Origin of the sequence: Idiomarina sp. 28-8 (genome assembly GCF_000320945.2) — a bacterium.
Taxonomy (GTDB): Bacteria; Pseudomonadota; Gammaproteobacteria; order Enterobacterales; family Alteromonadaceae; genus Idiomarina; species Idiomarina loihiensis.
This window is the reverse complement of the sequence record NZ_DF266789.1, coordinates 859,160-886,042: the sequence shown is the minus strand read 5'-3', so window position 1 is coordinate 886,042 and position 26,883 is coordinate 859,160. Positions and strand designations below refer to the sequence as shown.

The following is a 26,883-nucleotide window of genomic DNA, read 5'->3' as shown; positions in this document are numbered from 1 at the left end:
ATGTTTATAAAGAAACGATCCAGGAGAAGAGTGTGAATAATTCGCTTTGGCAACAATGTGCAGAGCGACTGCAATCGGAGTTACCGTTACAGCAGTTCAACACGTGGATCAGACCCCTACAAGCCAAACTCAATGGCGAAACATTAACCTTGTTTGCTCCGAATATTTATTCGGTAGACTGGGTGCGTGACAAGTACCTGAAAACCATTAATACCTATTTAGAAGCTTTGTGTGACGACAAAGTACCTAATGTAGTTTTAAAAGTTGGGGAAGCGTCACCAACACAGCGTGACAGCGGTTCACCGCAACGCGCTGCTGCAACCCGCAGAAAAACACCTAACTTCTCATCCGGTAATACCGATGTGGAAGTGCCTTTTGAAAGCAATATTCATCCGGAATACACCTTCGATAACTTTGTTGAGGGTAAATCAAACCAGCTGGCGCGTGCGGCTGCTATTCAGGTAGCAGAGAATCCTGGCGGCGTTTATAACCCCCTATTTGTTTATGGTGGTACCGGCTTGGGTAAGACTCACCTTTTGCATGCGGTCGGTAATGGCATTATGGCGCACAAAAAGGACGCCAAGGTGTTTTACATTCGGGCCGAACGCTTTGTGCAGGACATGGTGAACTCTATTCGTAACAGTTCAACCAATGAGTTTAAGCGTTACTATCGTTCGGTAGATGCGTTATTGATTGATGACATTCACTTCTTTGCGAATAAAAAAGGCTCGCAGGAAGAGTTTTTCCATACCTTTAATGCGTTGTTGGAAGGTAATCAGCAAATCATTATGACCAGCGATCTTTATCCGAAAGAAATAGACGGAGTTGAAGATCGACTGAAATCTCGTTTTGGCTGGGGCCTTACCATTGCCATTGAACCCCCGGAATTAGAAACCCGGGTGGCTATTTTAATGCGTAAAGCTGACGAACGTGGCTTACATATGCCACACGAAGTTGCTTTTTTCATAGCTAAACGTTTGCGTTCAAACGTTCGGGAGCTGGAAGGTGCATTGAACCGGGTTGTGGCTAATGTGCAACTCACAGGACGGCCTATAACTATAGATTTTGTCCGCGAAGCTTTGCGTGACCTAATTGCCGCTCAGGAAAAATTGGTTACTATTGATAATATTCAGAAGACGGTGGCGGAATACTATAATATTAAGTTAGCCGATATTTTATCAAAACGCCGTAGCCGCTCTGTAGCGCGTCCGCGGCAGTTAGCAATGGCCTTAGCTAAGGAACTGACTAATCATAGCTTACCGGAAATAGGCGACGCGTTCGGCGGTCGGGATCACACAACGGTTTTGCATGCTTGTCGGAAGATACAAGAATTAAAAGATGCGCAGCACGACATTAAAGAAGATTATCGAAATCTAATTCGTACATTGTCGTCATAAAAGTATGTCGTTATAAACAGGGGACTCAGTCATGAAATTTTCAATTAACCGCGATGCTTTTTTAAAGCCGCTGCAGGTTGTAAGTGGCGCTGTTGAACGGCGGCATACCTTACCAATTTTGTCGAATTTGTTGCTTCAGGTCGATAATGGTCAGCTTAAATTAACCGGAACAGACCTTGAGGTTGAACTGGTTTCGGCTGTACCGCTCGAGTCAGCGGATATGGATGCGGCTGTTACTGTACCGGCCAAGAAGTTGCTGGATATTGTGCGCAGCTTACCTGAGGGCTCTACCATCGAGTTTACCTCTCAGGAAGACAGTGCCACGGTTAAGTCTGGTCGCAGTAAATTTAAATTGAGTACCCTGTCTTCAGATGACTTTCCAAATATCGACGACTGGAAAAGTGACATCCATCTGGTAACAGAGCAGGCAGTATTAAAAGATTTAATGTTGAAAACGCATTTCTCCATGGCGAATCAGGACGTGCGCTATTATCTAAACGGCATGTTGTTCGAAACCGATAACGGTATGTTGCGTTCCGTAGCGACCGATGGCCACCGTTTAGCCATGAGCACTTGTGCTATTGACCAGCCAGGTTTGGCTCAACGCCAGGTGATTGTTCCGCGCAAAGGTGTTGTCGAATTACTTCGCTTGTTAGGTGACGACGATCAGGAAGTGTCAGTGTCGATAGGAAATAACCATATTCGTGTCGAAACGCCAGAGCTTGTTTTTACGAGTAAGCTGGTAGATGGTCGTTTCCCTGATTACCGTCGTGTCTTACCGAGCGGTGGAGACAAAGTTATTGTTGCCCATCGCGATGCGTTGCGGCAGTCCTTTGGGCGAGCATCAATTCTTTCTAATGAAAAGTTTCGCGGTGTGCGTTTAAACTTGAGTAGTGGTGAACTTTGCATTACGGCAACGAACCCCGAGCAGGAACAAGCGGAAGAAGTCATAGAAGTGGATTATCAAGGTGATGATCTGGAAATTGGTTTCAACGTTAGCTATTTGCTCGATGTCTTGAATAACATTGATGACGAACAGGTTTCTTTTACACTGTCTGATTCAAACAGTAGTGCATTAATTGAACCTCAGCACGACGAGTCTTGCTGTTACGTTATTATGCCGATGCGTTTGTAACCTGCCTCATAAATGTTCATTGAGACGTTGAATTTAAGCCACTTCCGAAATTTTTCAGAGGTGGCTCTATCTCCCAGCCCCAAAATTAATATCATAACCGGCGATAATGGCTCCGGAAAAACCAGTTTGCTTGAAGCTATCTATTTACTCGGTTTTGGACGTTCTTTTCGGCCGGGAGGGTTTCGTCAGTTGATTAAAGAAGGGAACTCTGGTTTCACCGTATTTTGCCGTTCCCAAGATTACGCTATAGGTGTAAGACGTAGTACCGATGGTGAACAGTCGCTTAGGTTGAATGGCGCCAACGTTCAACGCATGTCAGATGTCGCCCGCTTGGTACCGGTACAACTCTTAACGCCAGAGTCCGTCGATATTCTGCTGGAAGGTCCAGGACAGAGAAGACAGTTTATAGATTGGGGAGTGTTCCACGTGGAACACTCCTTTTATTCTGACTGGGTTGCATATACTCAACTCCTGAAGCAAAGAAACAGCTTACTCAAGCAACGCTCGCTTCCTGTAAGAGAAGATAGGTATTGGAAAGAGCAGTTAGCTTATTATGGTGAGCGCATTAGTAAAAGTCGCGAAAAATACCTAGAAGAACTGAATGATTATATACAAGAACTAGCGAAATCTTTTCTCTCCGATGTTACAATGGAGGTTCGATTAAAATCGGGCTGGGATACTAGCCAAAGCTTATTTGACGCCTTAGAAAGCCATACAGAGAAAGATAAGAAATACGGCTTTACCTCAGTTGGGGCACATAAGGCAGATATAAAAGTGATAGCGGATGGGGTGGAAGTAAAACATCGCCTGTCTCGCGGGCAATTAAAGACCGCGATTACCGCTTTAAAGTTAGCGCAAGGGAAGCATTACCAAAAAATAAAAAGGCAACCCTGCATTTATTTAGTCGATGATTTAACGTCAGAGCTTGATTCAAAAAATCAGGCGTTACTCTGTCGTGAGTTAGAAAATCTAGACGCACAAGTGTTTATCACCGCAATTACTGGAAAGCAGTTGTCGGATAAATTTCAAAAATCACCCCGAATGTTCCACGTGGAACATGGGGTAATAAACGAATGATATCGAGATAATACTATGGAAGAAAATAATTACGGTTCATCGAGTATCAAAGTTCTGAAAGGGTTGGATGCGGTTCGCAAACGCCCGGGTATGTACATTGGTGACACGGATGATGGAACTGGTTTGCACCACATGGTTTTTGAAGTTGTCGATAACTCTATTGACGAGGCCTTAGCGGGTCACTGTTCAGAAATTATGGTTACCATTCACTCTGACGGTTCAGTTAGCGTGAAGGATGATGGTCGCGGAATTCCAGTTGATATACATGAAGAAGAAGGTGTTTCAGCTGCACAGGTTATTATGACCGTATTGCACGCCGGCGGTAAATTCGACGACAACTCTTATAAAGTTTCCGGTGGTTTGCACGGGGTGGGTATCTCTGTTGTAAACGCGCTATCTGAAAAGCTGCAACTGACTATTCGTCGACAAGGCCAGGTTTACGAACAGACTTATCATATGGGTGAGCCTGACAGTGATGTAAAACCTGTTGGCGATACTGATACAACGGGTACAGAACTGCGTTTTTGGCCTAGCCATGAAACTTTTACCAATACTGAATTTCACTACGATATTCTGGCCAAGCGCCTGCGCGAACTTTCGTTCCTTAACTCTGGTGTTGGTATTCGGTTGCGCGACGAGCGTGACGACCGCGAAGATTTATTTAAATATGAAGGCGGTATTGCTGCCTTTGTTAATTATTTGAATAAGAATAAAACGCCAATTCACCAGAAGGCTTTTTACTTCACAATACAAAGAGAAGACGGTATTGGTGTTGAAGTCAGCATGCAGTGGAATGATTCATTCCAGGAAAACATCTATTGTTTTACCAACAACATTCCACAGCGTGATGGTGGTACACACTTAGCCGGTTTCCGTGCCGCTTTGACGCGTACATTGAACACCTACATGGAAAAAGAGGGTTATAATAAAAAATCCAAAACCTCTGCAACAGGTGACGACGCGCGTGAAGGTCTAACCGCCATTATTTCTGTTAAAGTTCCTGATCCTAAGTTTTCGTCTCAAACAAAAGATAAGCTGGTTTCTTCAGAAGTGAAATCTGCTGTTGAGCAGACAATGAACGAGCAGTTAGCGGACTATTTATTAGAAAACCCAGGCGAAGCGAAACTTATCATCAATAAAATTATTGATGCAGCAAGAGCTCGTGAAGCCGCTCGTAAAGCACGTGAAATGACACGACGTAAAGGTGCTCTGGATATTGCGGGCTTACCTGGTAAGTTGGCCGATTGTCAGGAAAAAGACCCGGCACTGTCTGAACTTTATATTGTGGAGGGTGACTCTGCAGGCGGTTCCGCTAAGCAGGGCCGTAACCGTAAAAACCAGGCGATTTTGCCACTTAAAGGTAAAATTCTTAACGTAGAAAAAGCGCGTTTTGACAAAATGCTGTCTTCAGTCGAGGTTGGTACATTAATTACTGCTATGGGCTGTGGTATTGGTCGTGATGAGTACAACCCGGATAAAACACGTTATCACCGTATTATTATTATGACGGATGCGGACGTTGACGGATCTCACATTCGTACTTTGTTGTTGACGTTCTTCTATCGTCAAATGCCCGAAATTATTGAGCGCGGATACATCTATATTGCTCAGCCCCCGCTTTACAAAGTGAAGAAGGGCAAGCAGGAAGTTTATATTAAAGATGACCCTGCATTGATCCGCTATCTAACCAGTTTGGCTCTGGATAATGCATCGCTGCACGTTAATGAAACTGCGCCAGGTATTTCTGGTGAGAAGCTCGAAACTTTGGTTAACGGCTATCAGATGGCGCAGGAAAATATTAAGCGTTTAAGTCGTCGTATGCCTGAGCGTTTCTTACAGCGTCTGTTCTATGCTCCTCGTTTAACGGATGATCGTTTGAAAGATAAAGATTACATGGAGAAGTGGGTTAAAACATTAAACGATGACTTAACCGCCCGTGAAATTAATTCGGCAACTTATACCGTTTCTCTGCATGAAGATGCTGAACGTAAGATGTGGTTACCGTCGACGACGATTCGTCAACACGGTGTCGACACGGATTACCCGCTGAACTATGAATTCTTAATGTCTAAAGACTACGAACAAATAGTGACGCTTGGCGAAGAGATTGACTCTTTGGTTGAGCCGGATGGCTATGTGCTTCGCGGTGAGAAGAAGCAGCCAGTTACACACTTTGTTGAAGCTGTGGAATGGCTTATTGGTGAATCTAAGCGTGGTTTATACGTTCAGCGTTATAAAGGCCTGGGTGAAATGAACCCTGACCAGCTGTGGGAAACTACGATGGATCCTGATACTCGTCGTATGCTTCAGGTAACGATTGAAGACGCGATTGGCGCTGATCAGCTGTTCACCACGTTAATGGGTGACGAAGTTGAACCGCGTAGAGCCTTTATTGAATCCAATGCTCTTAAGGTTGCCAATTTGGACGTCTAGGCTTAACAGCGACATTAGCAAGCGACAGGCAACAAAAAAGCCGGCTCATGAAAATGAAGCCGGCTTTTTATTTATTAAAAATCAAAGCGTTAGTTACTGAAGCAAAGAAATATCCGCTATTTCTAAGAACAGCTGACGCAAGCGGAACAGCAAGTTGAGGCGGTTAATACGGACTTTATCGTCATCGGCATTGACCATGACATGCTCAAAAAACGCATCCACAGGCTCTTTAAGCTCGGATAAATGCGTGAGGGCGTCGTTATATTTACCATCAGCAATTAGTGGCTTAACGACGCCTTCTGTTTGATTAACCAAACGATAAAGTGTTGTTTCAGACTCTTCCTGTAGAAGAGCTTCATCCACGTTACCGGATATCTCTTCGTCAGATTTTGCCAGGATATTACCCACCCGCTTATTGGCAGCGGCAAGGCTGGCAGCAGAATCCATAGACTTAAATGACTGAACCGCCTTTACCCTTTGGTCGAAGTCCGTTGGCTTAGAGGGTGAGCGGGCAAGTACGGACTGAATAACATCGACAGAGATGCCTTGATCCTGGTACCAGGGACGAAAACGACCGAGTAGAAATTCGAAAACATCGTTAGCTACGGTGCTATTCGATAGCTTGTCACCAAAACCTTCGACGGATGCCGCTAACAGTTCATGCAAGTCTAATGAAAGCTCTCGTTCTACCAGGGTACGTAATAAGCCAAGAGCGGCACGGCGCAGAGCGAATGGGTCACGGTCACCTTTAGGTACTTGACCAATACCGAATATACCGACCAGTGTGTCGAGTTTGTCAGCTAAAGCAACGGCACAAGCCTCTTTAGTTAAAGGCAGTTCGTCACCGGAAAAACGAGGCCAGTAGTGCTGTTCTATTGCTTCGGCTACTACCGGGCTTTCGCCGTCGTTTAACGCATAGTGTTTACCCATAACGCCCTGGGTTTCAGGGAACTCAGAAACCATATCGGAAACCAAATCGGCCTTGCACAGCAGACCGGCTCGTTCTGAGGCTTTTACGTCGGCAGTTAACTGGTTTGCAATTTTACCTGCTAATACCGATATACGACGAGCCTTATCGCCAATACTACCCAGTTGTTTTTGGAACAGAACAGAATCCAGTGCAGCAACTCGCGACTCTAAAGGGACTTTCTTATCGGACTCAAAGAAAAACTGTGCATCCGCCAGGCGAGGGCGAACGACTTTCTCGTTACCCTTAATGATTTGTTGAGGGTCACGGCTTTCAATATTGGTAATGAAAATAAACTGTGGCAGTAAGTTACCTTTGCCATCTTCCACCGGAAAGTAACGCTGGTCGTCTTTCATGGTAACGATAAGCGGCTCTTTTGGTACCGCGAGGAAGCCTTGATCGAAACTAGCTGTTAAAGCAACCGGCCATTCCACCAAGGCCGCAACTTCCTCAACTAACTCGTCATCCTGAATAACCTGGCCGCCGAGTTCTGAGGCAAGACGTGATACTTCCGACTGAATGGTTTCAATACGCTCTTCGAAGTTAGCGATCACTTTCGCTTCATGAAGCTTAGTTAGGTAGTTGTCGACATGGTCGAGCTCAAAACCTTGGGGCGAATGGAAGCGATGACCCTGGATAAAGCGGGCACTCTTCGTTTCCAGAATTTCAGCTTCAATAAGCTCGCTACCCAGCATAACAGTGAGTGTGTGCACAGGACGAATAAATTGCGCCGTGCTGTCGCCCCAACGCATCGGTTTTGGGATAGGTAGAGCTTTAATTGCTGCTTCTAAGATACCCTGAACTAAGTCAGCTAGTGTCTGGCCTTTTACTGTCGCCTTATGCAGCAGCCATTCGCCCTTGTCTGTTTTAAGCCGGTCAGCCTGCTCTACCGTAATGCCGTTTGAGCGTGCCCAGCCTTCGGCAGCTTTAGTTGGCTTACCGGTATCATCAAAGGCTACATTTACTGCTGGCCCGCGCTTCTCGACTTCTTTGTCCTGCTGTTCGGTTTCAACTTGTTTCACCAGCACGGCAAGTCGGCGAGGGGTTGCATACGCCTTGATGCTATCAAAACTCAGTTCGGCGCTTTTTAAGCCTGACTCAATACCCGACTTTAAGCTGTCACGCAGCGACTTTAAGGCTTTTGGAGGAAGCTCTTCAGTACCTAACTCAATCAATAAGTTTTCTTTTTGCACGCTCTGCTCTCCTTAGTTCGCTGCTGGTTTGTTTTTATCGTCGGCTAAAGGGAAGCCAAGAGCTTCACGAGTCTGGTAATAGACTTCGGCAACGGCTTTTGCCATGGTTCTGACGCGAAGTATGTAGCGTTGTCTTTCGGTTACAGATATCGCGTGTCGGGCATCCAGTAAGTTAAAGGCGTGAGATGCGCGCATAACCTGCTCGTATGCGGGTAAAGCCAGCGATTTTTCAATTAGCAGTTCACATTCTTTTTCGCAGTCGTCGAAGCGGCGGAACAGCACATCAACATCGGCGTATTCAAAGTTGTAAGTCGACTGTTCAACTTCGTTCTGATGGAAAACATCGCGATACAAGATTTTACCGCGCGGGCCGTCTGTCCAGACCAGGTCATAAATGCTGTCCACGCCCTGAATGTACATAGCTAAACGTTCAAGACCGTAGGTGATTTCTCCGGCCACCGGGCGACACTCAATACCACCAACCTGTTGGAAGTAAGTAAACTGAGTGACTTCCATACCGTTAAGCCAGACCTCCCAGCCCAGACCCCAGGCACCCAGAGTAGGCGATTCCCAGTTGTCTTCTACAAAGCGTATGTCATGAGTCAGTGTGTCAAAGCCCAGCATTTCTAAAGAACCCAGATAAAGCTCCTGAATGTTTTTAGGCGATGGCTTCATAATGACCTGAAACTGATAATAATGCTGCAGGCGGTTCGGGTTTTCGCCATAACGGCCGTCGGTAGGGCGGCGGCAAGGTTGCACATAGGCAAAACTGGCAGGCTCCGGGCCTAATGAGCGCAGAAAGGTCATTGGATGAAAGGTACCCGCGCCCACTTCCATATCCAGTGGCTGAACCACGGCACAGCCTTGCTGAGCCCAGTAATCCTGAAGAGCAAGAATAAGCCCCTGAAAGGTTTTCACATCGTACGTCGACATACGCATTCTCTGCTTTGTTATTTGTGGTTGACCGAAGGTCGAGAAATATGCGTAGATTATACCCTCTGAATCGCCTTGGTTATAGGGGAAGGTATGACAAATAATCAGCCAGAACGGTGTTCCTGGTGTGAATCCACTGACGACTACCGTGCTTATCATGACAATGTGTGGGGGCGTCCGGTAAGCGACCCGATAGAACTTTTTGCCAAACTGTGTCTGGACGGGCAGCAGGCGGGGCTTAGCTGGTTAACCATTCTGCGTAAACAGGCCGGCTATGAGAAAGCCTTTTTAGGTTTTGACCCACAAGCTATCGTGGCAATGAGTGACGCTGATCGTGAATTGTTGTACAGCAACCGTGATATTATCCGTAGCAAGGCCAAAATTGATGCCATTTTTACTAACGCTGAAGCGTATTTAAGAATGGAAGAAAAGGGCGTCAAATTTGAGCGGTGGTTATGGGAGTTTGTAGGCGGCTCACCGATTATTAATGAGCACCAGGCGCAAAATCAGATCCCAACAGAAACAGAAGCTTCCCAAAGCATGGCAAAAGCGTTAAAAAAGGAAGGCTTTAAGTTTGTCGGACCGACCATTTGCTATGCTTTTATGCAAGCAGTTGGTATGGTGAACGACCATGTTACTAGCTGTCATTGTTATCAGCCTGTTGCTGACCAAATGAAACAGTTTACGTTGTAAAATGAGCGAAGGAAGAATGATAGAAATTACTCTTGCGGATTACAGCAACCCCAAACACCGCAATGCCGTTATTGCTATGTTAGATGCTTATGCCAAAGACCCAATGGGTGGCGGTGAAGGCATATCAGATGAAGTTAAAGAAAGCCTGATAGATGAAATGGCAAAGCGAGACCATGTGTTTTCTTTGCTGGCCTACGATGGTGACACTCCGGTTGGCGTTGCAAACTGTGTAGAAGGCTTCTCAACCTTCGCTGCTAAACCACTAATGAATATTCATGACATAGCCGTTATTCCCGAATATCGGGGGCAGGGCGTTGCTAAAAAGCTTTTAGAAGAAGTGAAAACGCTGGCGGAATTTCGCGGTTGCGTGAAGCTGACACTGGAAGTGCTTGAGAACAACGACCGGGCGAAAAAAGCCTATGAGAACTTCGGCTTCGCACCTTATGAATTAGGTGACGTAGGTCAGGCCGAGTTTTGGGAAATGTACTTAAATAAAGACAAAGCCTGACATCTAAGCGTCAGGCTATTAATGAGATTTCCTAACCCAGTAGCGGTAGGGCATTTCTTCGGTCTCAGACTCCACCAACTCATGCTCCATAAACTCGCAAAAGCCCGGAATATCCCGGGTTGTTGCGGGATCATCCGCAATAATCAGTAATACCTCACCAACCTTCATTTTACGAATAGCAGCTCTTACCAGCATGACTGGCTCCGGGCATTTAAGGCCAAGGGTATCGAGTTCTTTGTCGCAGTTAATCTGGGTCATGACTTCTTTAAAAGATGTTAAGCGAAATTACCGAGTAGTTTAACACTTTCGTGACTAAGAGGTGAGGGGGGAGTGATGGATTGCTGCAGTCAAGCCCCCAGGGATGGGTTCACGGCGTGTTTCTGAGTATTTCCTGACAATAAAAAGGGGCGAGCCTTCGCTCCCCCCTTCCTCAGAGCAGTTAAAGTGTTAAACCGCCCTAACTTTGCTGTTTCTTTTAAACGCGTTCGAAGACAGTAGCAATACCCTGGCCAAGGCCAATGCACATGGTTGCTAAGCCAAGCTTCGCGTTTTTCTCTTCCATTAAGTTGATTAGCGTCGTTGAGATACGTGCGCCAGAGCAGCCTAATGGGTGACCTAAAGCGATAGCACCGCCGTTCAGGTTCACTTTTTCTTCCATCTTGTCGAACAGTTTCAGGCCTTTAAGAACAGGCAGTGACTGTGCGGCAAAGGCTTCGTTCAGTTCAACAACATCGATGTCGTCAATAGACACACCAGCACGCTTCAGTGCTTTTTCTGTTGCCGGAACCGGGCCGTAACCCATAATGGAAGGATCGCAACCTGCAACGGCCATTGAACGGATTTTAACGCGTGGCGTCAGACCCAGTTCTTTGGCTTTGTCAGCAGACATAACCAACATGGCAGCGGCGCCGTCAGACAAGGCTGACGAAGTACCTGCGGTTACCGTACCGTTAGCAGGGTCAAACACTGGGCGAAGCTGTGACAGGCCTTCTGCGGTGGTTTCTGGACGAATCACTTCGTCTTCAGTCACGCGTACCAGTTCGCCATCGGCATTGTGGCCGTTAATTGGGTAAATCTCTTTAGCAAAGCGGCCTTCAACCGTGGCTTCGTGCGCTTTGCGATGAGAGCGAGCGCCGAATTCGTCTTGTTGTTCACGGGTAATACCGAACTTACGAGACAATAGTTCAGCGGTCATACCCATGCTGCCAGAGGCTTTCGCTACAGACTTGTTCATGCCCGGGTGAAAGTCGATTCCATGAGTCATTGGTACGTGACCCATGTGCTCAACACCACCGGCCATAAAGATGTCGCCGTCGCCGTTCATAATAGCGCGGGCTGCGTCGTGCAGAGCCTGCATTGAAGAGCCACACAAACGGTTAACCGTTACACCAGCCACTTTATGCGGAATACCAGCAATAAGCGCCGAGTTACGCGCAATGTTAAAGCCTTGCTCCAGGGTTTGCTGTACGCAACCCCAGTAAATGTCTTCCAGTTCTTCCGGGTCAACTTCCGGGTTACGCTCAAGTAAGCCCTTCATCAGCGCAGCTGAGAGGTCTTCGGCACGAGTATGGCGGAAAACACCATTTTTTGAACGCCCCATTGGCGTACGAATACAATCTACTATGACGATGTCTTTCATTTTAATAACCTCCTCAAGCCTTACTTCGCGCTGGTTGTGTCAAAGTAAGATTTACCGGCTTTAGCCATTTTGCGCATGCCGTCGGTAACCTGATAAATTTCACCCAGGTGCGCGTACTTGTCTGCCAGTTGAATAAAGTTGTCCATGCCAAGCGTTTCCAGGTAACGGAAAGGACCGCCGCGGAATGGAGGGAAGCCTAAGCCATAAAGCAGCGCCATGTCGGCTTCTGCAGCAGAACCAACAATGTCTTCTTCCAGACAGCGAACCACTTCGTTCACCATAGGGATCATGCAGCGAGCAATGACTTCGTCTGCGTCCAGCTTTTTGCCTTGTTCACAGCCTAGTAACTCATAAGTCGCCGGATCGGCTTCTTTGGTTGGCTTACCTTTTTTGTCCGTACCGTATACGTAGAAGCCTTTGCCGTTTTTCTGACCGTAACGCTCAGCAGCTGCCAGTTTAGCAATGGCGCTGGACTCGTCGCGTTTCATGCGGGTCGGGAAGCCTGCTTCCATAACAACGGTACAATGATCAGCTGTGTCTATACCAACAACATCGCTTAAGTACGCAGGACCCATTGGCCAACCGAACTGCTTCTCCATAACCTTGTCGATGCCGACGAAATCAACGCCTTCATCAACCATACCGGCAAAGCCTGCCAGGTAAGGGAACAATACGCGGTTTACTAAGAAGCCCGGGCAGTCGTTAACAACGATAGGAGTTTTGCCTAGCTTAAGTGCATAAGCGACTACCGCATTAACGGTGTCATCTGAGGTTTTCTCACCACGGATAATTTCAACCAGCGGCATTTTGTGTACCGGGTTGAAAAAGTGCATTCCACAGAATTTCTCAGGGCGCTTCAGGTTCTTAGCCAGTTCAGTAATAGAAATGGTCGAAGTATTTGAAGTCAGAATAGCGTCATCACCAATCACACCTTCAATTTCAGCAAGCACCGAGCCTTTAACTTTCGGGTTTTCAACAACGGCTTCAACCACAATGTCGACATCTTTAACGGAATCGTTCAGCAAGGTCGGGGTAATAGACGACAAGACTTTTATCATCTTCTCGTTGCTAACCTTGCCACGCTCAACGCCTTTTTTCAGGATCTTGCCGGCTTCTTTCATGCCCAGGTCTAAAGCGTCTTGCTTGATGTCTTTCATCACCGCAGGTACGCCTTTGGACGCAGACTGGTAAGCGATGCCGCCGCCCATAATACCAGCGCCTAAAACACCCGCTGTTTTGATTTCTTTGGTTGCGGCTTTAGCGTACTTCTTCGACTTACCTTTAACGGCCTGATCGGCCAGGAAGATACCGACCTGTGCCTGGCATGCCTCGGTTTGAGTGAGGTCGAAAAACGCGTTGTTTTCAGCTGTTAGCGCGCCTTCACGATGCTCGCGGGCACCTTTTTCAATTGCTTCTAACGCTTTGTGCGGTGCCGGATAGTGCTTGCCTGCTTTCGCTGCAATTAAGCCTTTAGCGGTCACCAGAGTCATCATCAACTCAGTGTCGTTAGCTTTTAACGGTTCAAGTTTTGGCTGACGCTTCGCTTTCCAGTCCTGTTGACCGGCTGCTGCCTGTTTTGCCAGGTTAAGAGCAGCTTTAGTCAGGTTTTCTGGTTCAACAACGGCATCAACTGCGCCGACTTTCAGTGCATCCAGTGCCTTGTTGTTTTTACCAGTAGTTATCCATTCTAAAGCGTTGTCCGGACCAATCACGCGAGGTAAACGCATGGTGCCGCCAAAGCCAGGAATAAGGCCCAGTTTAACTTCTGGCAGGCCGATAGTTGCTGTGGTGTCTGCTACACGGTAGTCACAGGCTAACAATGCTTCACAACCGCCGCCTAATGCGAAACCTTTTACCGCACCAACCGTTGGTACAGGCAGGTCTTCCAATTGGTCAAATACGCGCGAGGCTTTTGCCACCCAGCTGCGGGTTTTCTCCTGATCAGAGAACAGTGTCAGGAACTCGGTAATATCAGCGCCGACAATAAAGGTCGACTTGCTGCTGGTAACAATGACGCCGCGCAGGTCGTTAGTGTTTTGTAATTTTGTCAGTGCTTCACTGAATTCTTCTAATGTCGCCTGGTCGAATTTATTAACCGAGCCTTTCGCATCAAATTGTAATTCTGCGAAACCTGGTTCGATAAAATCGACCCGAATGCTTTCACCTTGATAGATCATCTTGGGTCTCCCACGACTTCCATTAATTTGTTGCTATAAAGAAACTGATTCTGCTATAGCTTTGGGTTAAGGTAGAGAGAGTTTGGCGCGAATACGCCAATTTTTCAACGGTTATTTAAACATGCGTTTGAATTAATGAAAAAGCAGTCGTTTATCATACGTTACAGTGCGCCATTGTTTTTCGTGTTGTCCCTGTTAAGCATTGGTGCGGTTCAGTCTGAACCTGTTGATACAAAGCAACGGGAGCAGCAGCGTGAGCTATTCAAAAAAGCAGAGTACGCGGCTAAGCGTGGTCGTCTGGGTGAGTATCGGCTATTACTTAAAAAGCTGAAAGATTACCCTTTGCTACCGTACTTGGAATTGGCTCGACTTGAGCAAATTGGATACCTGGCCAATGAAGACCGCGTTCTGGCTTTTCTCGATAAGTATGAAAAGACGCCCCTCGACTGGCAACTAAGACAGCCCTGGCTTACTTATTTGGCAGGGCAGGAGGAGTATTCTCGTTTTATTCGGGACTTCCGGCATCCGGGAACCTTAACTCACCGTTGTCAATTTATTGAGTCGCAGCGTGAAAAGGGTCTGGACGACGGGCCTTTCAGGCGTCAGGTTGATGCTATCTGGAAGCACGGGTTTTCGCTTCCTTCGGCTTGCGATCCAATTTTGGACGAATGGCAAGAATTGGGTGGGCGTACCGAAGACAAAGTTTGGGAAAGACTGGAGTTGGCAGCTGAGCATGGTAATCCGACTCTGCTCCCGTATTTAACTGGTTTATTGCCGGAATTACAGCAGTATCTGGGTGAGTTTTATCACAAGGTGAGGTATTCACCCGCCGCTATAGAGGACGACTCCTGGTACAAGGGGCGCTATCCTGGAAAAGAGGCACAAATAGTCACCTATGCTTTAACCAAGCTGGTTTGGCGTGATGAAAACATTGCTCTGCGAAGCTATAAAAAGCTGAGTTCACAACTGCCCTTTACCGAACAGCAAGAGGGCCGCATCGCCGAAGAATTTGCTGTTGCGTTAAGCTTAAACTCTCATCCCGAAGCTCGTGTCTGGCATGATCGCGTTCCGGTCAACGCGCTAAATGAACGAGTTTTACAGTGGCGTTTGGCTATTTATCTTAAGGACAAAGATTACGAGGGCCTGAGAGACGCGATTCAAAGTTTGCCGGTTGCCATTCGGCAGGGTAATCAATGGCGTTACTGGCTGGCTCGCTCACAGGAGATAACCGGTAACGCTTTGGCCGCACAAAAGCTGTACGAAGATTTAGCCGACGAACGGCATTACTACGGTTTTCTGGCGGCAGCGCGGTTGCAGAAGCCGGTGAGCCTTGAACAAGAGAAACTTGAAGTCAGTGTTGTTCAGCTTGAACAAATTCGTAATCATCCTAGCGTGCAACGTGCGTATGAACTGATTCAACTGGAGCGTTGGGTCGACGCCCGGCGCGAATGGAACCATTTATTGACGCAGCTTGATGGCGAGGAGCAAAAGGTAGCAGCATATCTCGCCAGCGAGTGGGGATGGCACGATCAGGCAATATGGACGTTAGCGCAAATAGGGCACTTTGACGCTGTGGGCATTCGTTTCCCTTTAGCCTACAAAGACATATTAGGGCGGGCGTCACAGGCCGCAGGAATTGATGAAAACTGGGCTTTAGCTATTACGCGCCGGGAAAGTAACTTTAGGCATGATGCGTATTCAAGTGCCGGTGCAAGGGGACTAATGCAGATTCTGCCTGGTACTGCAAAGCAACTGGACACTAAAAACAATAGTTGGCGGCGGTTGAACGACCCCGCTGTGAATGTGCGCCTGGGCACTGACTATTTAAGTCGACTGAAACACCGCTTTGAGAATAATTGGTTATTAGCTACGGCAAGCTATAATGCAGGCTATTATAGAGTCAAAGACTGGTTACCCGACGAGCCTGTTGCTGCCGATGAGTGGGTCGAAACCATTCCGTACCATGAAACCAGAGATTATGTAAAAGCGGTATTGAGTTATCAGCAAATTTATAGGATGTTGGGTGGTAACGAGGATAATTTGTTTGAGCAAGTTGTTGATATGACAATTGTTGATACTGAATAAGGCGATCCAATATGACTGCGATAGCAGATTTGTGGCCGTTGTTTCCTGACCATATAAAGCAGCTTCAGACTCGTGCTGAACGACTTTTTAAACGAGAAAATTTAGATTTAGTTGCTATTCACTCAGGCCAGCAAAAGCGCTGGTTTTTGGATGATATGAATTATCCTTTCCGTGCAAATCCTCACTTTAAAGCCTGGTGCCCGGAAACTCAGTTGCCTAATGCCTGGGTTATTTTAAAGCCCAACACGCGGCCGACATTAGTTTTATTAAGTTCTCCGGACTTTTGGCATACGGCGACAAGCCTAGAGGGGGCTCCCTGGTTAGAAGAGTTCCACGTGGAACACATCAGTTCGCCAGAGGCCATTGAAAAACTACTTCCTTACGATAAGAAAAATGCGGCTTACCTTGGTGAACATATTGAGGTTGCCAAGGCTTTGGGCTTTGAGAATATAAACCCAGACCCCGTGCTTCATTTCTTTCATTATCACCGTTTGTTTAAAACCGACTACGAAATTGCCTGTTTGACCCAGGCTAATCATATTGCGGCTGAAGGCCATGTTGCGGCCGCTGACGCCTTTTTTAACGGTGAGTCGGAGTTTGATTGTCTACTGAAATATATGGCAGCTACTCGGCAAGGGCAGAATGAAGTGCCTTACAATCATATTATTGGACAAAATGAAAACGCCAGCGTTTTGCATCACTGGATGCCTGATAAAAAAGTTTCAGGCTCGCTCAAGTCGATGCTGGTTGACGCTGGCGCCGAGGTTTGCGGTTATGCCGCCGACATTAGCCGTACCTGGTCTAAACAACACAATGAATACGAAGAGCTGATAGCTGCGCTTGACCAAATTACATTGGCGTTAATTGATAAAATGAAGCCGGGCGTCGAATTCCCGGCGTTGCACCAGTTGGCTCATGAACAAATTGCTAATGCGCTTTTTGCTTTTGGTTTTGTCAGTTGCAGTCCTGAACAAATGATTGAAGACGGTATAACCACGGTATTTCTTCCGCATGGCTTAGGCCATCCTCTGGGCTTGCAGGTACACGACGTTGGTGCTGCGCAGGCTGATGAAAGAGGCACGCCGATAGCTCCTCCCAGTGGTCACCTTACGCTAAAAACCACTCGTACCGTAGAGCCCCGACAGGTTTATACCATTGAACCCGGAATTTACTTTATTGAGCCTTTGCTGCAAAAACTGGCGAATTCACGCAATAAGCATTTAATTAACTGGCGCAGAGTGGATGAGTTTAAACCCTTTGGTGGTGTGCGAATTGAGGATAATATTGTGGTTTACCGGGAGCGAAATGATAACCTTACACGCCAAACCGCATTAGATGCTTACGTGAAAAAGGTTACCCGTCTTGCATGATCAGGATTACGACATTCCGGCTTCGGAAACGGAAGTCGAAATAGAAGTTAAAGGCAGCCGCTTTATTGCTTGCCTGGCACATACGCCAAACACCGACAGCGCCGCTGAGTTTCTGACTGTTGTAAAAAAACGCTGGCCTAAGGCCTCTCACTATTGCTCTGCATCGCTTTTTTCCGCACCTAATAACAGCCAGAGTATGGCTTACAGCGACGACGGTGAACCCTCTGGAACGGCGGGGAGACCTATGCTTATGGCACTACAAAATAGCGGCGTAGGCGAGGTTACCGCTATAGTCGTGCGATATTTTGGTGGGGTGAAGTTGGGAACGGGCGGACTTCAGCGAGCCTATACTGACGCGACAGTCGCCGCATTAGCTGAACTTGAAAAAGAGCAAAGGGTTTTTAAACAACGCTTTCAGTTAAATTTTGCTTATACCGACCAGGGCGATGTTGAACCGCTTTTGCTTGAAGCCAATGCTGAAATGGAATCTTCGGAGTATGAAGAGAGCGTGCGGCTTAAGGTGTTGCTACGCCCCGTGAATGTTGGGGCGTTGCAGAAGAAGCTACAAGCTGCCACCCGTGGCCGGGTGCAGTTGAAAGAACTGGACTAAAAGAACATCGCACTTGGCTGGAAGACTTTTTCAACCTGATCAATGTACTTTTTATCCAGCAAGAAAAGAATAACGTGGTCGTCGGAGTGAATAATGGTTTCACTGTGCGCCATAAGCACTTCTTGTCCCCGGACAACGGCACCAATGGTTGTTCCCGGCGGAAGCTTGATATCTTTAATGGCTTTACCCACCACTCGGGACGTGTCTTCATCACCATGTGCAATTGCCTCAATAGCTTCGGCGGCACCTTTTCGCAGTGAGTAAACGTTAACAATATCGCCACGGCGTACGTGAGTTAGTAGAGCTGAAACAGTCGCACGTTGCGGTGAAATGGCAATATCAATTTCGCCTCCCTGCACTAAGTCAACGTAGGCGCTACGCTGAATGAGTACCATAGTTTTACGGGCGCCCATACGTTTAGCCAGCATGGCGGACATAATATTCGCTTCGTCGTCGTTGGTAACCGCAATAAACACGTCGATGTCTTCAACGTGCTCTTCTTCCAGCAATTTTTGGTCGGACGCGTCACCGCGGAAAATTAAGGTATGCTCAAGGCTTTGCGAAAGCTCTTCCGCGCGAGTTTCTGAACGCTCTATCAGCTTAACCCGGTGGTCAACTTCCAGTTGTTTCGCCAGACCGGCACCGATGTTCCCGCCACCGACAATCATTATTCTGCGGTACTTGTCTTCCAGCTTTTGCAGTTCCTGCATTACGGTACTAATGTGGCGGGTGTCTGCAATGAAGAAAACTTCATCATCGGCTTCGATGATTGTGGTTCCGGTAGGGCGTATAGGCTTACCCTGACGATAAATAGCCGCAACCCGGGTGTCTATATTGGGAATATGTTCCCGCAGTGTTGAAATAGCATGCCCAACGAGCTTTCCGCCGTAGTAGGCTTTTACCGCCACCAGGCTGGCTCGTCCGTTGGCAAACTCCATAACTTGCAGAGCGCCTGGGTAGTCAATAAGCCGGCGAATATAGCTGGTTACCAGTTGTTCCGGTGAAATAATGTGGTCAACTGGCGCATCCTGATTATGAAAAAGCTGATCTTTATAGCGGATGTATTCTTCAGAGCGAATTCTGGCTATTTTCTTTGGCGTATTAAATATGGAGTAAGCAACCTGACAGGCAATCATATTGGTTTCGTCGCTGCTGGTTACTGCAATGAGCAAATCGGCATCGTCGGCACCCGCGCGACGTAAAACATCAGGATGGGCTCCGTTACCAACGACGACCCGCAGGTCATATTTATCCTGCAAATCGTCCAGTAAATCGTTGTTGGTATCAACTATGGTGATATCGTTACGTTCGCCAACCAGGTTTTCTGCTAATGTGCCGCCAACCTGGCCAACACCGAGTATGATAATTTTCATTCGACTTTTTTCAATCTCGCGTAAAAGAAACCATCCCCGTTATGTTCACCCGGGAGCAGTTGCAGAGTTTTCTGCTTTTCATCAATAGGTATCAGACTAGCACTCGATTGCTGTTTTAGAAAAGACTCAATTTGAGTTTGGTTTTCCTGGCTTAGAATAGAGCAGGTTGCGTAAAGCAGCTCTCCGCCGTTTTTAAGTAAAGGCCAAAGCGAATTTAGTATTTGGTTTTGCAATTGTGCGAGCTCATTAATGTCCTCAGCGCGACGCAGCCATTTAATATCAGGGTGGCGGCGTATTACGCCTGTTGCAGAACATGGGGCATCCAAAAGTATGCGGTCAAACTGCTCGCCGTCCCACCAGTCACCAGTTGCAGCAACATCGGCGCAATGAACTATGGCACTTAAACCGGCGCGCTCCAGGTTTTCGTCCACTCGCTCAAGGCGTTTAGCATCAATATCAATAGCCTGAACCGGTTGTTCAAAGTCGTTTCGCTCTAGCAAATGTAGCAGTTTGCCTCCCGGAGCGGCGCAACAATCGAGTGCGCGGTGGGACGCTTTTACGTTCAGGTAATCCGCAGCCAGCTGCGCCGAGCGGTCCTGCACCGATGCGTGGCCCCGGTCAAATCCCGGAAGCCTTTCAACCGGAACAGGTGAATGCAGCCGAATAGCATCGTCAGCCAGAGTGTCGCCTTCGGCAGCAATACCACTGTCTTCCAGTTGTCTTAAATAGTCATCGCGATTGAAAAAACGACGGTTCACGCGTAACCACATGGGTGGGTGTGCGTTGTTCTCTAAAAGAATGTTGCTGGCTTGTTGTGGGTGGTCTGCCTGAATCGCATCAAACAACCAGCGCGGATGATTTTGCATCGCGTCAACAGGAAGATCGCGCTGCTGTGACTCATCTGCGATTGGTGCTTCGCGCAGTAATTGGCGCAGTATACCGTTTACCAGGCCTTTGTGATTACGTTTGCCCAGAATACGCGCCGCTTCTACTGTGGCGCTAACGGCAGCGTGGTCTTTAATGCGCAGACAATAAAGCTGATAGGCACCTACCAGTAGCAAGTAGTGCAATACTTTAAGCTTACCTTTAAGTGGCTTATCCAGTTTAGCGCCAACCAGCTTGTTAAGGCTGGGCAGAACCCTTAAAACACCATAGCTAATTGCACTGGCAAGACGTTTGTCCGCGTCGGAGAGCTTGCCGGTGGCGTGGGGTAAGGCGGCGGAAAGCGATTCGCCTTTCTCTAATACATGAAAGAGGGCGGTTGCAGCGGCGGCCCGGCTATTTGCTCCCTGGCCACTGCTTTCTGATTGTTTTGGCTGGCTCATTGTAATTCCAGTCCCGGGCTAAAGACATTGCTATAGCCGTTAACCAATGTACTGGCTGGCTGAGCCTTTTTCCCCGGCATCTGCGCCTGAGTGATACGTAAAATACCGTCCCCGGTCACTATGTCGATACCTTCGTGGGTGCTATTAATAATCGTGCCCGGGCCTTTATTGCTGGCACCCTGAATAAGTTCAGCTGCGTGAATTTTTACTGTGTTCTGTCCGGCTTTTAAATGTTCTGACTGGCACCAGCTCATTGGCCAGGGGTTAAACGCTCGTACGCAGCGTTCGATAAAGGCCGCCGGTTGTGTCCAGTCTATTTTACCTTCCTGCTTGGTCAGCTTTTTCGCATAAGTGGCATTGGCGTCACTTTGCGGCTTAGCCTGGCTCTGATAGCCGTCGAGATCTTTCAATACTTTAGTTAACGCCTCAGGCCCCAGGCTTTCAAGCTTGTGATAAAGCGAAGCCGAGGTTTCGTCCGGACTGATGGCGCAGCGCTCTTCGTGCAGCACCGGACCGGTATCCAGGCCGGCTTCCATTTGCATAATGCAGACACCGGATTCTAAGTCGCCAGCCCATATCGCGCGTTGAATTGGAGCGGCACCTCGCCAGCGGGGTAACAAAGAACCGTGCACGTTCAGGCAGCCTTTTGTAGGAATATCTAATACTGCCTGCGGAAGCAGTAAGCCATAAGCCACCACAACCATAACGTCAGGTTTTAGATCGGCTAGTGCAGCCTGATCCTCTTCTGATTTCAGGGACTCGGGCTGATAAACAGGAAGCTGGTGTTCGAGCGCAAGCTTCTTAACTGCACTGGGTTGTGGCTTTTTGCCTCGTCCTGCAGGCCTGTCGGGCTGGGTATAGACACCCACTACCTGATGAGATCCATCAAGCAGTTGTTGTAAGTGTTGTGCTGCAAAGTCCGGAGTACCGGCAAAGACTATTCGCATTATTGTGCTTCCGCCGCTTGCTTCTCGGCTAAACGTTGCTCTTTCTCAAGCTTTTTGCGAATGCGTTCGCGTTTCAGCGGCGATAAATAATCAACAAAGAGTTTACCGTCTAAGTGGTCTATTTCATGCTGAATACAAATGGCCAGTAGCCCTTCAGCGGAACGGCAGAAACGCTCGCCGTTTTTATCCAGTGCCGTAACGGTAATTTTCTCGGCGCGTTCAACTTTGGCGTAAACGCCGGGAAATGACAGACAGCCTTCATCGTTCTTAAAGTGGCCTTCTGCTTCGGTAATTTCCGGGTTAATGAACACCAGCGGTTCGTTTTGATCTTCGCTGCAATCAGAAACAAACAGCCGTCTGTGCACGTCAACCTGGGTTGCCGCAAGGCCTACACCTTGTTCTTCGTACATGGTTTCGAACATATCGTCGATAACCGAGCGGATATTGTCATCTACCTTTTCAATCTTCTGTGCGACTTTGCGCAAACGTTCGTCCGGATATTGCAGAACCGTCATTTTTGCCATTAGAACCTCCAATTCTTCATCTACCCTTAGTTTACCTTAAATTGGTAGGTCAAGGACAGTCTGTGAACACACAGGAACTATGTGTATTAATGGGGATGACACGCGCATTAAACAAGGTACAGAAAGCTGCTCGGGAATGTACCGGCTGGGAGGCCATTTTTGAACGATGGGGGCAATCGCTAAAACCGGTCGAGGCGCGTTGGTTAAATGCAGCTGAAAATTGGTGTCGTAGTGACTACCAGGGCGTTATTTCTTACTTTAGTGATGATTATCCAACTGCGTTAAAAGCCATAGCTAATCCGCCCTGGTTACTTTATTACCGGGGTCGTAAAGAGCTTTTGCAAGGAGTTAGTGTGGCTATTGTTGGCAGCCGCAAAGCCACTCACAGTGGTTTACAAATTGCTGACTGGTTTAGCGAGCGCTTAGTCGCGGCGGGTGTTGTGGTGGTTAGCGGTCTGGCGATGGGCATTGACGCTCAAGCACATAAAACCGCAGCCGATAAAGGAAAAACCATAGCGGTTTTAGGTACTGGTATCGACCAGTACTACCCCAGAAGAAACAAAGCCTTACAGGACTTTATTGCACATCAGGGGTTGCTGATTTCCGAATTTCCGCCCGGGCAAACCGCGCGAATCGATCATTTTCCCCGGCGTAATCGTATTATTAGTGGTATCAGTCAGGCCGTGGTGGTGGTTGAAGCGGCGCGCAAAAGCGGTTCGCTTTCAACGGCAATACACGCTTTGAACGAAGGTCGTGAAGTTGGAGCTGTTCCGGGGTCGGTGTTGTTGCCGGAGCATCAGGGCTGCCACTGGTTAATCCAACAGGGTGCTAAGTTAATTAATACGCCGCAGGACATTCTCGACTGGTTCTCGGTTGACGATACTGAGGTTGCCATAGAAGGTGATACAGAATGTCGCGATGAAAGCTTGGCAAACAATCGATTGTTCGCTAGTCTGAGTTCAGAGCCACGAACAATTGATGACATGGTACAATTGTCCGGACTCGAGGTTGCTGAAGTCATGGAGAAAGTAGTGTTACTCGAATTAGAAGGGCTAGTAGCAGCCGTACCAGGCGGTTATATCAAAGTGGGGAGGCGCTAAAGTATGTTTGATATCCTCATGTACTTGTTTGAAAACTACATTCATTCGGAAATGGAAGTTGTAGTTGATCACGATGAGTTAACCAATGAACTTACCCGGGCTGGTTTCCGTCATCAGGAAATCCAGAAGGCTTTGGCGTGGTTAGAACGCCTGGCCGATTTGCAGCAAATGGAAACCAAGTCTTATCTGGATGTTGCTCCGCAGCAGTCTACCCGTATTTATACCGCGGCAGAGATGACTCGTCTGGACAGCCAGAGCCGGGGTTTTCTGATGTACCTGGAAAACCTGGGTGTACTTGATTTTGCTACACGAGAAGTGGTTGTTGACCGTGTGATGGAACTGGAAACGCCGAACTTTACTCTGGATGACCTGAAATGGGTTGTACTTATGGTGCTGTTTAATGTTCCCGGCCAGGAAGCTGCGTACGACCAAATGGAAGGTTTGCTGTTTGAGGAAGCTGAAGGACCCCTGCATTAATGTCATCAGATGAGCGCTGCCCCCGTTGTGAGCGACCACTGGTTATTAAACATGTTGGGCATAACAGCTTTTTAGGCTGTACCGGTTATCCGGACTGCGATTATAAGCGAGGCCTTCGGGAGCAATCTGAAATTGAGCCCGAAGATCTCGGTGTTCCTTGCCCTGAGTGTGGTAAAGAATTGCAGTTAAAGAGCGGTCGTTATGGCCTATTTGTTGGCTGCAGCGGCTTTCCTGAATGTGAGTTCGTTACTGAACCGAACGTTGAGGAAGAAGAGACGATTCGCTGCCCTGAATGCGATAAAGGCCAGTTACACCAAAAAACATCGCGGCGCGGTACCGTATTCTATGCTTGCGACCAATACCCGAAATGTGAATTTACCGTGAATCAGCCTCCGGTTGATGAAGTCTGCCCCAAATGCCAGTACCCGCTGCTGGTGAAAAAGAAAACTGCCGCCGGAATTCGCAAAGTCTGCCCGCAAAAGCAATGCGACTATAAGTCGGACGCGTTATAATCCGGCTCATTGAGTTGAGGAGTGATTATGGCAGATACATGGGAAGCAGCGCACAGCGCTATAAAAACGGGCATTATTGCCTATCCGACCGAGGCGGTATTTGGACTGGGATGCGACCCTCGCAATGAAGTGGCTGTGCAGAGGCTGTTAAGCCTGAAACAGCGACCCGCCGAGAAAGGTCTTATATTAATTGCCGCCGATTACAGTCAGTTACTTCCCTATGTTGAAGACTCCGCTATTGCGCAGGACAAACGTTTCAGCGTTTTGTCGCATTGGCCGGGGCCCGTTACATTAATTCTGCCGGTAAGAAAGGGCGTATCCACCTTATTGACGGGCGGTCGCGATACCATTGCTGTGCGCGTGACCGCGCATGAACCTGCCAGAGCGCTGTGCCGCGAGCTGGGTCATGCTTTAGTCTCTACCAGCGCCAATTTAACCGGGCAGGAACCCGCCCGAACTGCGGCAGAAGTTCGTCAGCAATTTGGTGACAGTGTGGACTGGATAATGGATGAAAGCACCGGTGGAGCTGCGAACCCGACTCGAATCATAAACCCACTAAATAATCAGGTTTTCAGAGACGATGCATAATGATTACTTGAAGCAGGTAAAAAGCTACCTGATGTCGTTGCAGGATGCTATTTGTCAGCAGTTGGCGCAGGCGGACGGTGAGCAGAGCTTTCAGGAAGACAGCTGGGACCGGCCGGGCGGCGGCGGTGGTCGCTCGAGGATCATGAAAAACGGTGCGGTTTTTGAACAGGGTGGTGTAGGCTTTTCGCACGTTTATGGTGAGAAAATGCCTGCCTCGGCAACGGCACACCGACCAGAGCTGGAAGGTCGCGACTTCAATGCTTGTGGTGTTTCTCTGGTAATGCATCCGGAAAACCCTATGGTACCGACGGTCCATATGAATGTGCGTTTTTTCATTGCGCAAAAAGAAGGTGAAGAGCCTGTCTGGTGGTTTGGCGGCGGCTTTGATTTAACGCCGTTTTACCCTTTTGACCAAGACATTATCGAATGGCATCAACAGGCGAAAAATGCGCTCGATAGCGTCGATGAAAAGCTCTATCCGGAATATAAAGCCTGGTGCGACGATTACTTTTTCCTTAAGCATCGCGATGAAGCGCGCGGTGTGGGCGGCATATTCTTTGATGACCTTAACGACCGTTCATTTGACGAGTGCTTTTCGGTTATAAAAGCGGTGGGTGATGCGTTCACCAAAGCTTATCTGCCTATTGTCGAACGTCGCAAAAACCTGGCTTATACTCAGCAACAAAGAGACTTCCAGCTATATCGCCGCGGGCGTTATGTGGAGTTTAATCTGGTCTGGGATAGGGGAACTTTGTTTGGCCTGCAAACCGGTGGCAGAACCGAGTCTATTTTAATGTCGATGCCACCGCTGGCGCGTTGGGAGTATGACTGGCAAGCTGAGCCAGGCTCTGCAGAAGAGCAGCTTACCGAGTATTATTTAAAACCCAGAGATTGGCTGTCCGTATGAAATCCGTGACCAGCCTGGGCGTATTCGGGAATCCCATAGCGCATAGCCTGTCGCCGCGTATTCATGCGCTGTTTGCGCAGACCCGGCAGGACTCAATTAACTATCAACGCTATTTATCCACGCCTTCGCACTTTCCCCGCCGGATTGCTGAATTTTTCCGCCATGGCGGGCAGGGTGCCAATGTCACCTTACCATTTAAACAGCAGGCCGCATCCTTGGTTACTAAACTGTCCGCTCGTGCGCGGTTAGCGGGGGCGGTGAACACCTTAATTCCTTACGGCAATGGCCAGCTGTTAGGTGATAATACTGACGGCGAAGGCTTGATTATTGACCTTGAAAACAAAGGTTTTAGCGTAAGTGAGCGCTCACTTGTTGTTTTTGGTGCCGGAGGATCAGCACGTGGGATAATACCTCTTCTGCTGGAGCAAAATCCGCGGTGTCTGTATTTGGTTAATCGAACGGCAGAGAAAGCCGAAATGCTTAAATCTCAGCTAGAGACACTGGGGCTGGTTGCAGCTAACCGAATTCAGGTACGTTCGTCTGCGTCTGCAATTGACGAACCCATAGATCTGTTAATTAACGCAACCAGCAGCAGTTTGAATGGACAGCGCTTAACACTCCCTACTCTGCTGTCCGAAAATGCTGCTGGCTATGATTTAATGTATTCCGACCAGCCAACAATATTTATGGAGCAACTGACGCAGGCTGGCTGCAAAAATGTCAGCGATGGATTTGGCATGTTGATTGAGCAGGCTGCGTCCTCTTACCAACTTTGGATGGGAGATGAACGCCCCGATACTGCATTTGTTATGGCTGAAATGCGAACTCCTAGTTGATTGATTGAAAAGGGGTTTTCTTTGCTTTTTATAAGTAAAGAAAAATGAGGAACAAAAGGTTATAAAAAAACTGAATT

General features: G+C 47.9%; 24 protein-coding genes. 15 read left to right on the top strand and 9 right to left on the bottom strand.

From position 1 onward, the window contains the following. The first annotated feature begins 32 nt into the window (after positions 1-32). Genes dnaA through gyrB form a run of 4 tightly spaced genes read left to right on the top strand, consistent with a single transcriptional unit; the run spans position 33 to position 6,042 of the window. Positions 33-1,397: a chromosomal replication initiator protein DnaA gene (gene dnaA, locus RJ32_RS04355; RefSeq protein ID WP_011233265.1), complete on the top strand. Its 1,365-nt coding sequence runs from the start codon at positions 33-35 to the stop codon at positions 1,395-1,397. Between the two features lie 31 nt (positions 1,398-1,428). Beyond that, complete coding sequence (gene dnaN / locus RJ32_RS04350) at positions 1,429-2,532, top strand: DNA polymerase III subunit beta (RefSeq protein WP_011233266.1); 1,104 nt, start codon at positions 1,429-1,431, stop codon at positions 2,530-2,532. 12 nt (positions 2,533-2,544) lie between these two features. Continuing rightward, complete coding sequence (gene recF, locus RJ32_RS14720) at positions 2,545-3,609, top strand: DNA replication/repair protein RecF (protein ID WP_011233267.1); 1,065 nt, start codon at positions 2,545-2,547, stop codon at positions 3,607-3,609. 15 nt (positions 3,610-3,624) lie between these two features. Then, a complete protein-coding gene (gene gyrB, locus RJ32_RS04340; RefSeq protein WP_034819406.1) occupies positions 3,625-6,042 on the top strand; it encodes a DNA topoisomerase (ATP-hydrolyzing) subunit B in 2,418 nt (805 codons plus the stop codon). A 93-nt stretch (positions 6,043-6,135) separates the two neighbouring features. Here the strand turns inward: gyrB and glyS are convergent, their stop codons facing one another. Together glyS and glyQ are read right to left on the bottom strand one after the other, a co-directional pair. Beyond that, positions 6,136-8,202 (bottom strand): glycine--tRNA ligase subunit beta, encoded by a 2,067-nt coding sequence (glyS, locus tag RJ32_RS04335; protein WP_034819404.1) that lies wholly within the window; start codon positions 8,200-8,202, stop codon positions 6,136-6,138. A 12-nt stretch (positions 8,203-8,214) separates the two neighbouring features. After that, complete coding sequence (gene glyQ / locus RJ32_RS04330; protein ID WP_034819530.1) at positions 8,215-9,135, bottom strand: glycine--tRNA ligase subunit alpha; 921 nt, start codon at positions 9,133-9,135, stop codon at positions 8,215-8,217. 93 nt (positions 9,136-9,228) lie between these two features. Here glyQ and RJ32_RS04325 point away from each other — a divergent pair, with 93 nt between their 5' ends. Then, a complete protein-coding gene (locus RJ32_RS04325) occupies positions 9,229-9,828 on the top strand; it encodes a DNA-3-methyladenine glycosylase I (protein ID WP_034819402.1) in 600 nt (199 codons plus the stop codon). A gap of 16 nt (positions 9,829-9,844) precedes the next feature. Continuing rightward, on the top strand, positions 9,845-10,336 hold the full coding sequence (locus RJ32_RS04320; RefSeq protein ID WP_034819400.1) for a GNAT family N-acetyltransferase: 492 nt from the start codon (positions 9,845-9,847) through the stop codon (positions 10,334-10,336). Between the two features lie 18 nt (positions 10,337-10,354). Here RJ32_RS04320 and tusA read toward each other — a convergent pair whose 3' ends face one another. From tusA to fadB, 3 genes are all read right to left on the bottom strand, one after another. Beyond that, entirely contained in the window at positions 10,355-10,594 is a 240-nt protein-coding gene (tusA, locus tag RJ32_RS04315) for a sulfurtransferase TusA (RefSeq protein WP_034819398.1), read from the bottom strand. A 217-nt stretch (positions 10,595-10,811) separates the two neighbouring features. Then, positions 10,812-11,975: an acetyl-CoA C-acyltransferase FadA gene (fadA, locus tag RJ32_RS04310; RefSeq protein WP_034819396.1), complete on the bottom strand. Its 1,164-nt coding sequence runs from the start codon at positions 11,973-11,975 to the stop codon at positions 10,812-10,814. A 20-nt stretch (positions 11,976-11,995) separates the two neighbouring features. Further along, positions 11,996-14,152, bottom strand: a complete 2,157-nt coding sequence (fadB, locus tag RJ32_RS04305; protein WP_034819394.1) for a fatty acid oxidation complex subunit alpha FadB — start codon at positions 14,150-14,152, stop codon at positions 11,996-11,998. Positions 14,153-14,287: 135 nt separating this feature from the next. On the opposite strand from fadB, the gene RJ32_RS04300 reads away from it, so the two are divergent. From RJ32_RS04300 to RJ32_RS04290, 3 genes are read left to right on the top strand one after another with little or no spacing between them, the layout of a single operon-like run. After that, positions 14,288-16,237 carry a transglycosylase SLT domain-containing protein gene (locus tag RJ32_RS04300; RefSeq protein WP_034819392.1) on the top strand — a complete coding sequence of 650 codons (1,950 nt, stop codon included), beginning with the start codon at positions 14,288-14,290 and terminating at the stop codon, positions 16,235-16,237. Positions 16,238-16,248: 11 nt separating this feature from the next. Continuing rightward, positions 16,249-17,607: a Xaa-Pro dipeptidase gene (gene pepQ, locus RJ32_RS04295; protein WP_034819381.1), complete on the top strand. Its 1,359-nt coding sequence runs from the start codon at positions 16,249-16,251 to the stop codon at positions 17,605-17,607. Next, positions 17,600-18,217 (top strand): YigZ family protein, encoded by a 618-nt coding sequence (locus RJ32_RS04290; protein WP_034819380.1) that lies wholly within the window; start codon positions 17,600-17,602, stop codon positions 18,215-18,217. Before pepQ ends, RJ32_RS04290 begins: the two co-directional genes overlap by 8 nt. On the opposite strand, the gene trkA is transcribed toward RJ32_RS04290, so the two are convergent. From trkA to def, 4 genes are read right to left on the bottom strand one after another with little or no spacing between them, the layout of a single operon-like run. Beyond that, positions 18,214-19,590 carry a Trk system potassium transporter TrkA gene (trkA, locus tag RJ32_RS04285; protein WP_011233279.1) on the bottom strand — a complete coding sequence of 459 codons (1,377 nt, stop codon included), beginning with the start codon at positions 19,588-19,590 and terminating at the stop codon, positions 18,214-18,216. The two genes, RJ32_RS04290 and trkA, sit on opposite strands and share 4 nt — an antisense overlap. Further along, complete coding sequence (gene rsmB, locus RJ32_RS04280; protein WP_034819379.1) at positions 19,587-20,915, bottom strand: 16S rRNA (cytosine(967)-C(5))-methyltransferase RsmB; 1,329 nt, start codon at positions 20,913-20,915, stop codon at positions 19,587-19,589. Before rsmB ends, trkA begins: the two co-directional genes overlap by 4 nt. Next, positions 20,912-21,862 (bottom strand): methionyl-tRNA formyltransferase, encoded by a 951-nt coding sequence (gene fmt, locus RJ32_RS04275; protein ID WP_034819377.1) that lies wholly within the window; start codon positions 21,860-21,862, stop codon positions 20,912-20,914. The genes rsmB and fmt overlap by 4 nt, the downstream gene beginning before the upstream one ends. Continuing rightward, entirely contained in the window at positions 21,862-22,386 is a 525-nt protein-coding gene (gene def, locus RJ32_RS04270; protein WP_034819375.1) for a peptide deformylase, read from the bottom strand. The genes fmt and def overlap by 1 nt, the downstream gene beginning before the upstream one ends. 62 nt (positions 22,387-22,448) lie before the next feature. Between def and dprA the strand changes: the two genes are divergently transcribed. The 6 genes from dprA to aroE are packed head-to-tail and all read left to right on the top strand — an operon-like array spanning position 22,449 to position 26,806. After that, positions 22,449-23,486 (top strand): DNA-processing protein DprA, encoded by a 1,038-nt coding sequence (gene dprA, locus RJ32_RS04265; protein ID WP_235598915.1) that lies wholly within the window; start codon positions 22,449-22,451, stop codon positions 23,484-23,486. Positions 23,487-23,489: 3 nt separating this feature from the next. Then, the gene (locus RJ32_RS04260; protein WP_034819371.1) at positions 23,490-23,963 is read left to right on the top strand and encodes a DUF494 family protein; all 474 of its coding nucleotides are present in this window, start codon (positions 23,490-23,492) and stop codon (positions 23,961-23,963) included. Beyond that, entirely contained in the window at positions 23,963-24,475 is a 513-nt protein-coding gene (locus RJ32_RS04255; protein WP_034819369.1) for a type I DNA topoisomerase, read from the top strand. The genes RJ32_RS04260 and RJ32_RS04255 overlap by 1 nt, the downstream gene beginning before the upstream one ends. Positions 24,476-24,502: 27 nt before the next feature. Then, a complete protein-coding gene (locus RJ32_RS04250; RefSeq protein WP_034819366.1) occupies positions 24,503-25,063 on the top strand; it encodes an L-threonylcarbamoyladenylate synthase in 561 nt (186 codons plus the stop codon). Next, positions 25,056-25,970, top strand: a complete 915-nt coding sequence (gene hemF, locus RJ32_RS04245) for an oxygen-dependent coproporphyrinogen oxidase (RefSeq protein WP_034819364.1) — start codon at positions 25,056-25,058, stop codon at positions 25,968-25,970. The genes RJ32_RS04250 and hemF overlap by 8 nt, the downstream gene beginning before the upstream one ends. Next, positions 25,967-26,806, top strand: coding sequence for a shikimate dehydrogenase (gene aroE, locus RJ32_RS04240; RefSeq protein ID WP_034819363.1), 840 nt, complete (start codon positions 25,967-25,969; stop codon positions 26,804-26,806). Before hemF ends, aroE begins: the two co-directional genes overlap by 4 nt. The last annotated feature ends 77 nt before the right edge of the window (positions 26,807-26,883 follow it).

Coding starts and splice junctions, on each gene's coding strand:
- dnaN (WP_011233266.1), top strand. CDS start 1,429: ATGAAATTTTCAATTAACCGCGATGCTTTTTTAAAGCCGCTGCAGGTT.
- recF (WP_011233267.1), top strand. CDS start 2,545: ATGTTCATTGAGACGTTGAATTTAAGCCACTTCCGAAATTTTTCAGAG.
- gyrB (WP_034819406.1), top strand. CDS start 3,625: ATGGAAGAAAATAATTACGGTTCATCGAGTATCAAAGTTCTGAAAGGG.
- glyQ (WP_034819530.1), bottom strand. CDS start 9,135: ATGTCGACGTACGATGTGAAAACCTTTCAGGGGCTTATTCTTGCTCTT.
- RJ32_RS04325 (WP_034819402.1), top strand. CDS start 9,229: ATGACAAATAATCAGCCAGAACGGTGTTCCTGGTGTGAATCCACTGAC.
- RJ32_RS04320 (WP_034819400.1), top strand. CDS start 9,845: ATGATAGAAATTACTCTTGCGGATTACAGCAACCCCAAACACCGCAAT.
- tusA (WP_034819398.1), bottom strand. CDS start 10,594: ATGACCCAGATTAACTGCGACAAAGAACTCGATACCCTTGGCCTTAAA.
- fadA (WP_034819396.1), bottom strand. CDS start 11,975: ATGAAAGACATCGTCATAGTAGATTGTATTCGTACGCCAATGGGGCGT.
- fadB (WP_034819394.1), bottom strand. CDS start 14,152: ATGATCTATCAAGGTGAAAGCATTCGGGTCGATTTTATCGAACCAGGT.
- RJ32_RS04300 (WP_034819392.1), top strand. CDS start 14,288: ATGAAAAAGCAGTCGTTTATCATACGTTACAGTGCGCCATTGTTTTTC.
- pepQ (WP_034819381.1), top strand. CDS start 16,249: ATGACTGCGATAGCAGATTTGTGGCCGTTGTTTCCTGACCATATAAAG.
- trkA (WP_011233279.1), bottom strand. CDS start 19,590: ATGAAAATTATCATACTCGGTGTTGGCCAGGTTGGCGGCACATTAGCA.
- rsmB (WP_034819379.1), bottom strand. CDS start 20,915: ATGAGCCAGCCAAAACAATCAGAAAGCAGTGGCCAGGGAGCAAATAGC.
- fmt (WP_034819377.1), bottom strand. CDS start 21,862: ATGCGAATAGTCTTTGCCGGTACTCCGGACTTTGCAGCACAACACTTA.
- def (WP_034819375.1), bottom strand. CDS start 22,386: ATGGCAAAAATGACGGTTCTGCAATATCCGGACGAACGTTTGCGCAAA.
- RJ32_RS04260 (WP_034819371.1), top strand. CDS start 23,490: ATGTTTGATATCCTCATGTACTTGTTTGAAAACTACATTCATTCGGAA.
- RJ32_RS04255 (WP_034819369.1), top strand. CDS start 23,963: ATGTCATCAGATGAGCGCTGCCCCCGTTGTGAGCGACCACTGGTTATT.
- RJ32_RS04250 (WP_034819366.1), top strand. CDS start 24,503: ATGGCAGATACATGGGAAGCAGCGCACAGCGCTATAAAAACGGGCATT.
- hemF (WP_034819364.1), top strand. CDS start 25,056: ATGCATAATGATTACTTGAAGCAGGTAAAAAGCTACCTGATGTCGTTG.
- aroE (WP_034819363.1), top strand. CDS start 25,967: ATGAAATCCGTGACCAGCCTGGGCGTATTCGGGAATCCCATAGCGCAT.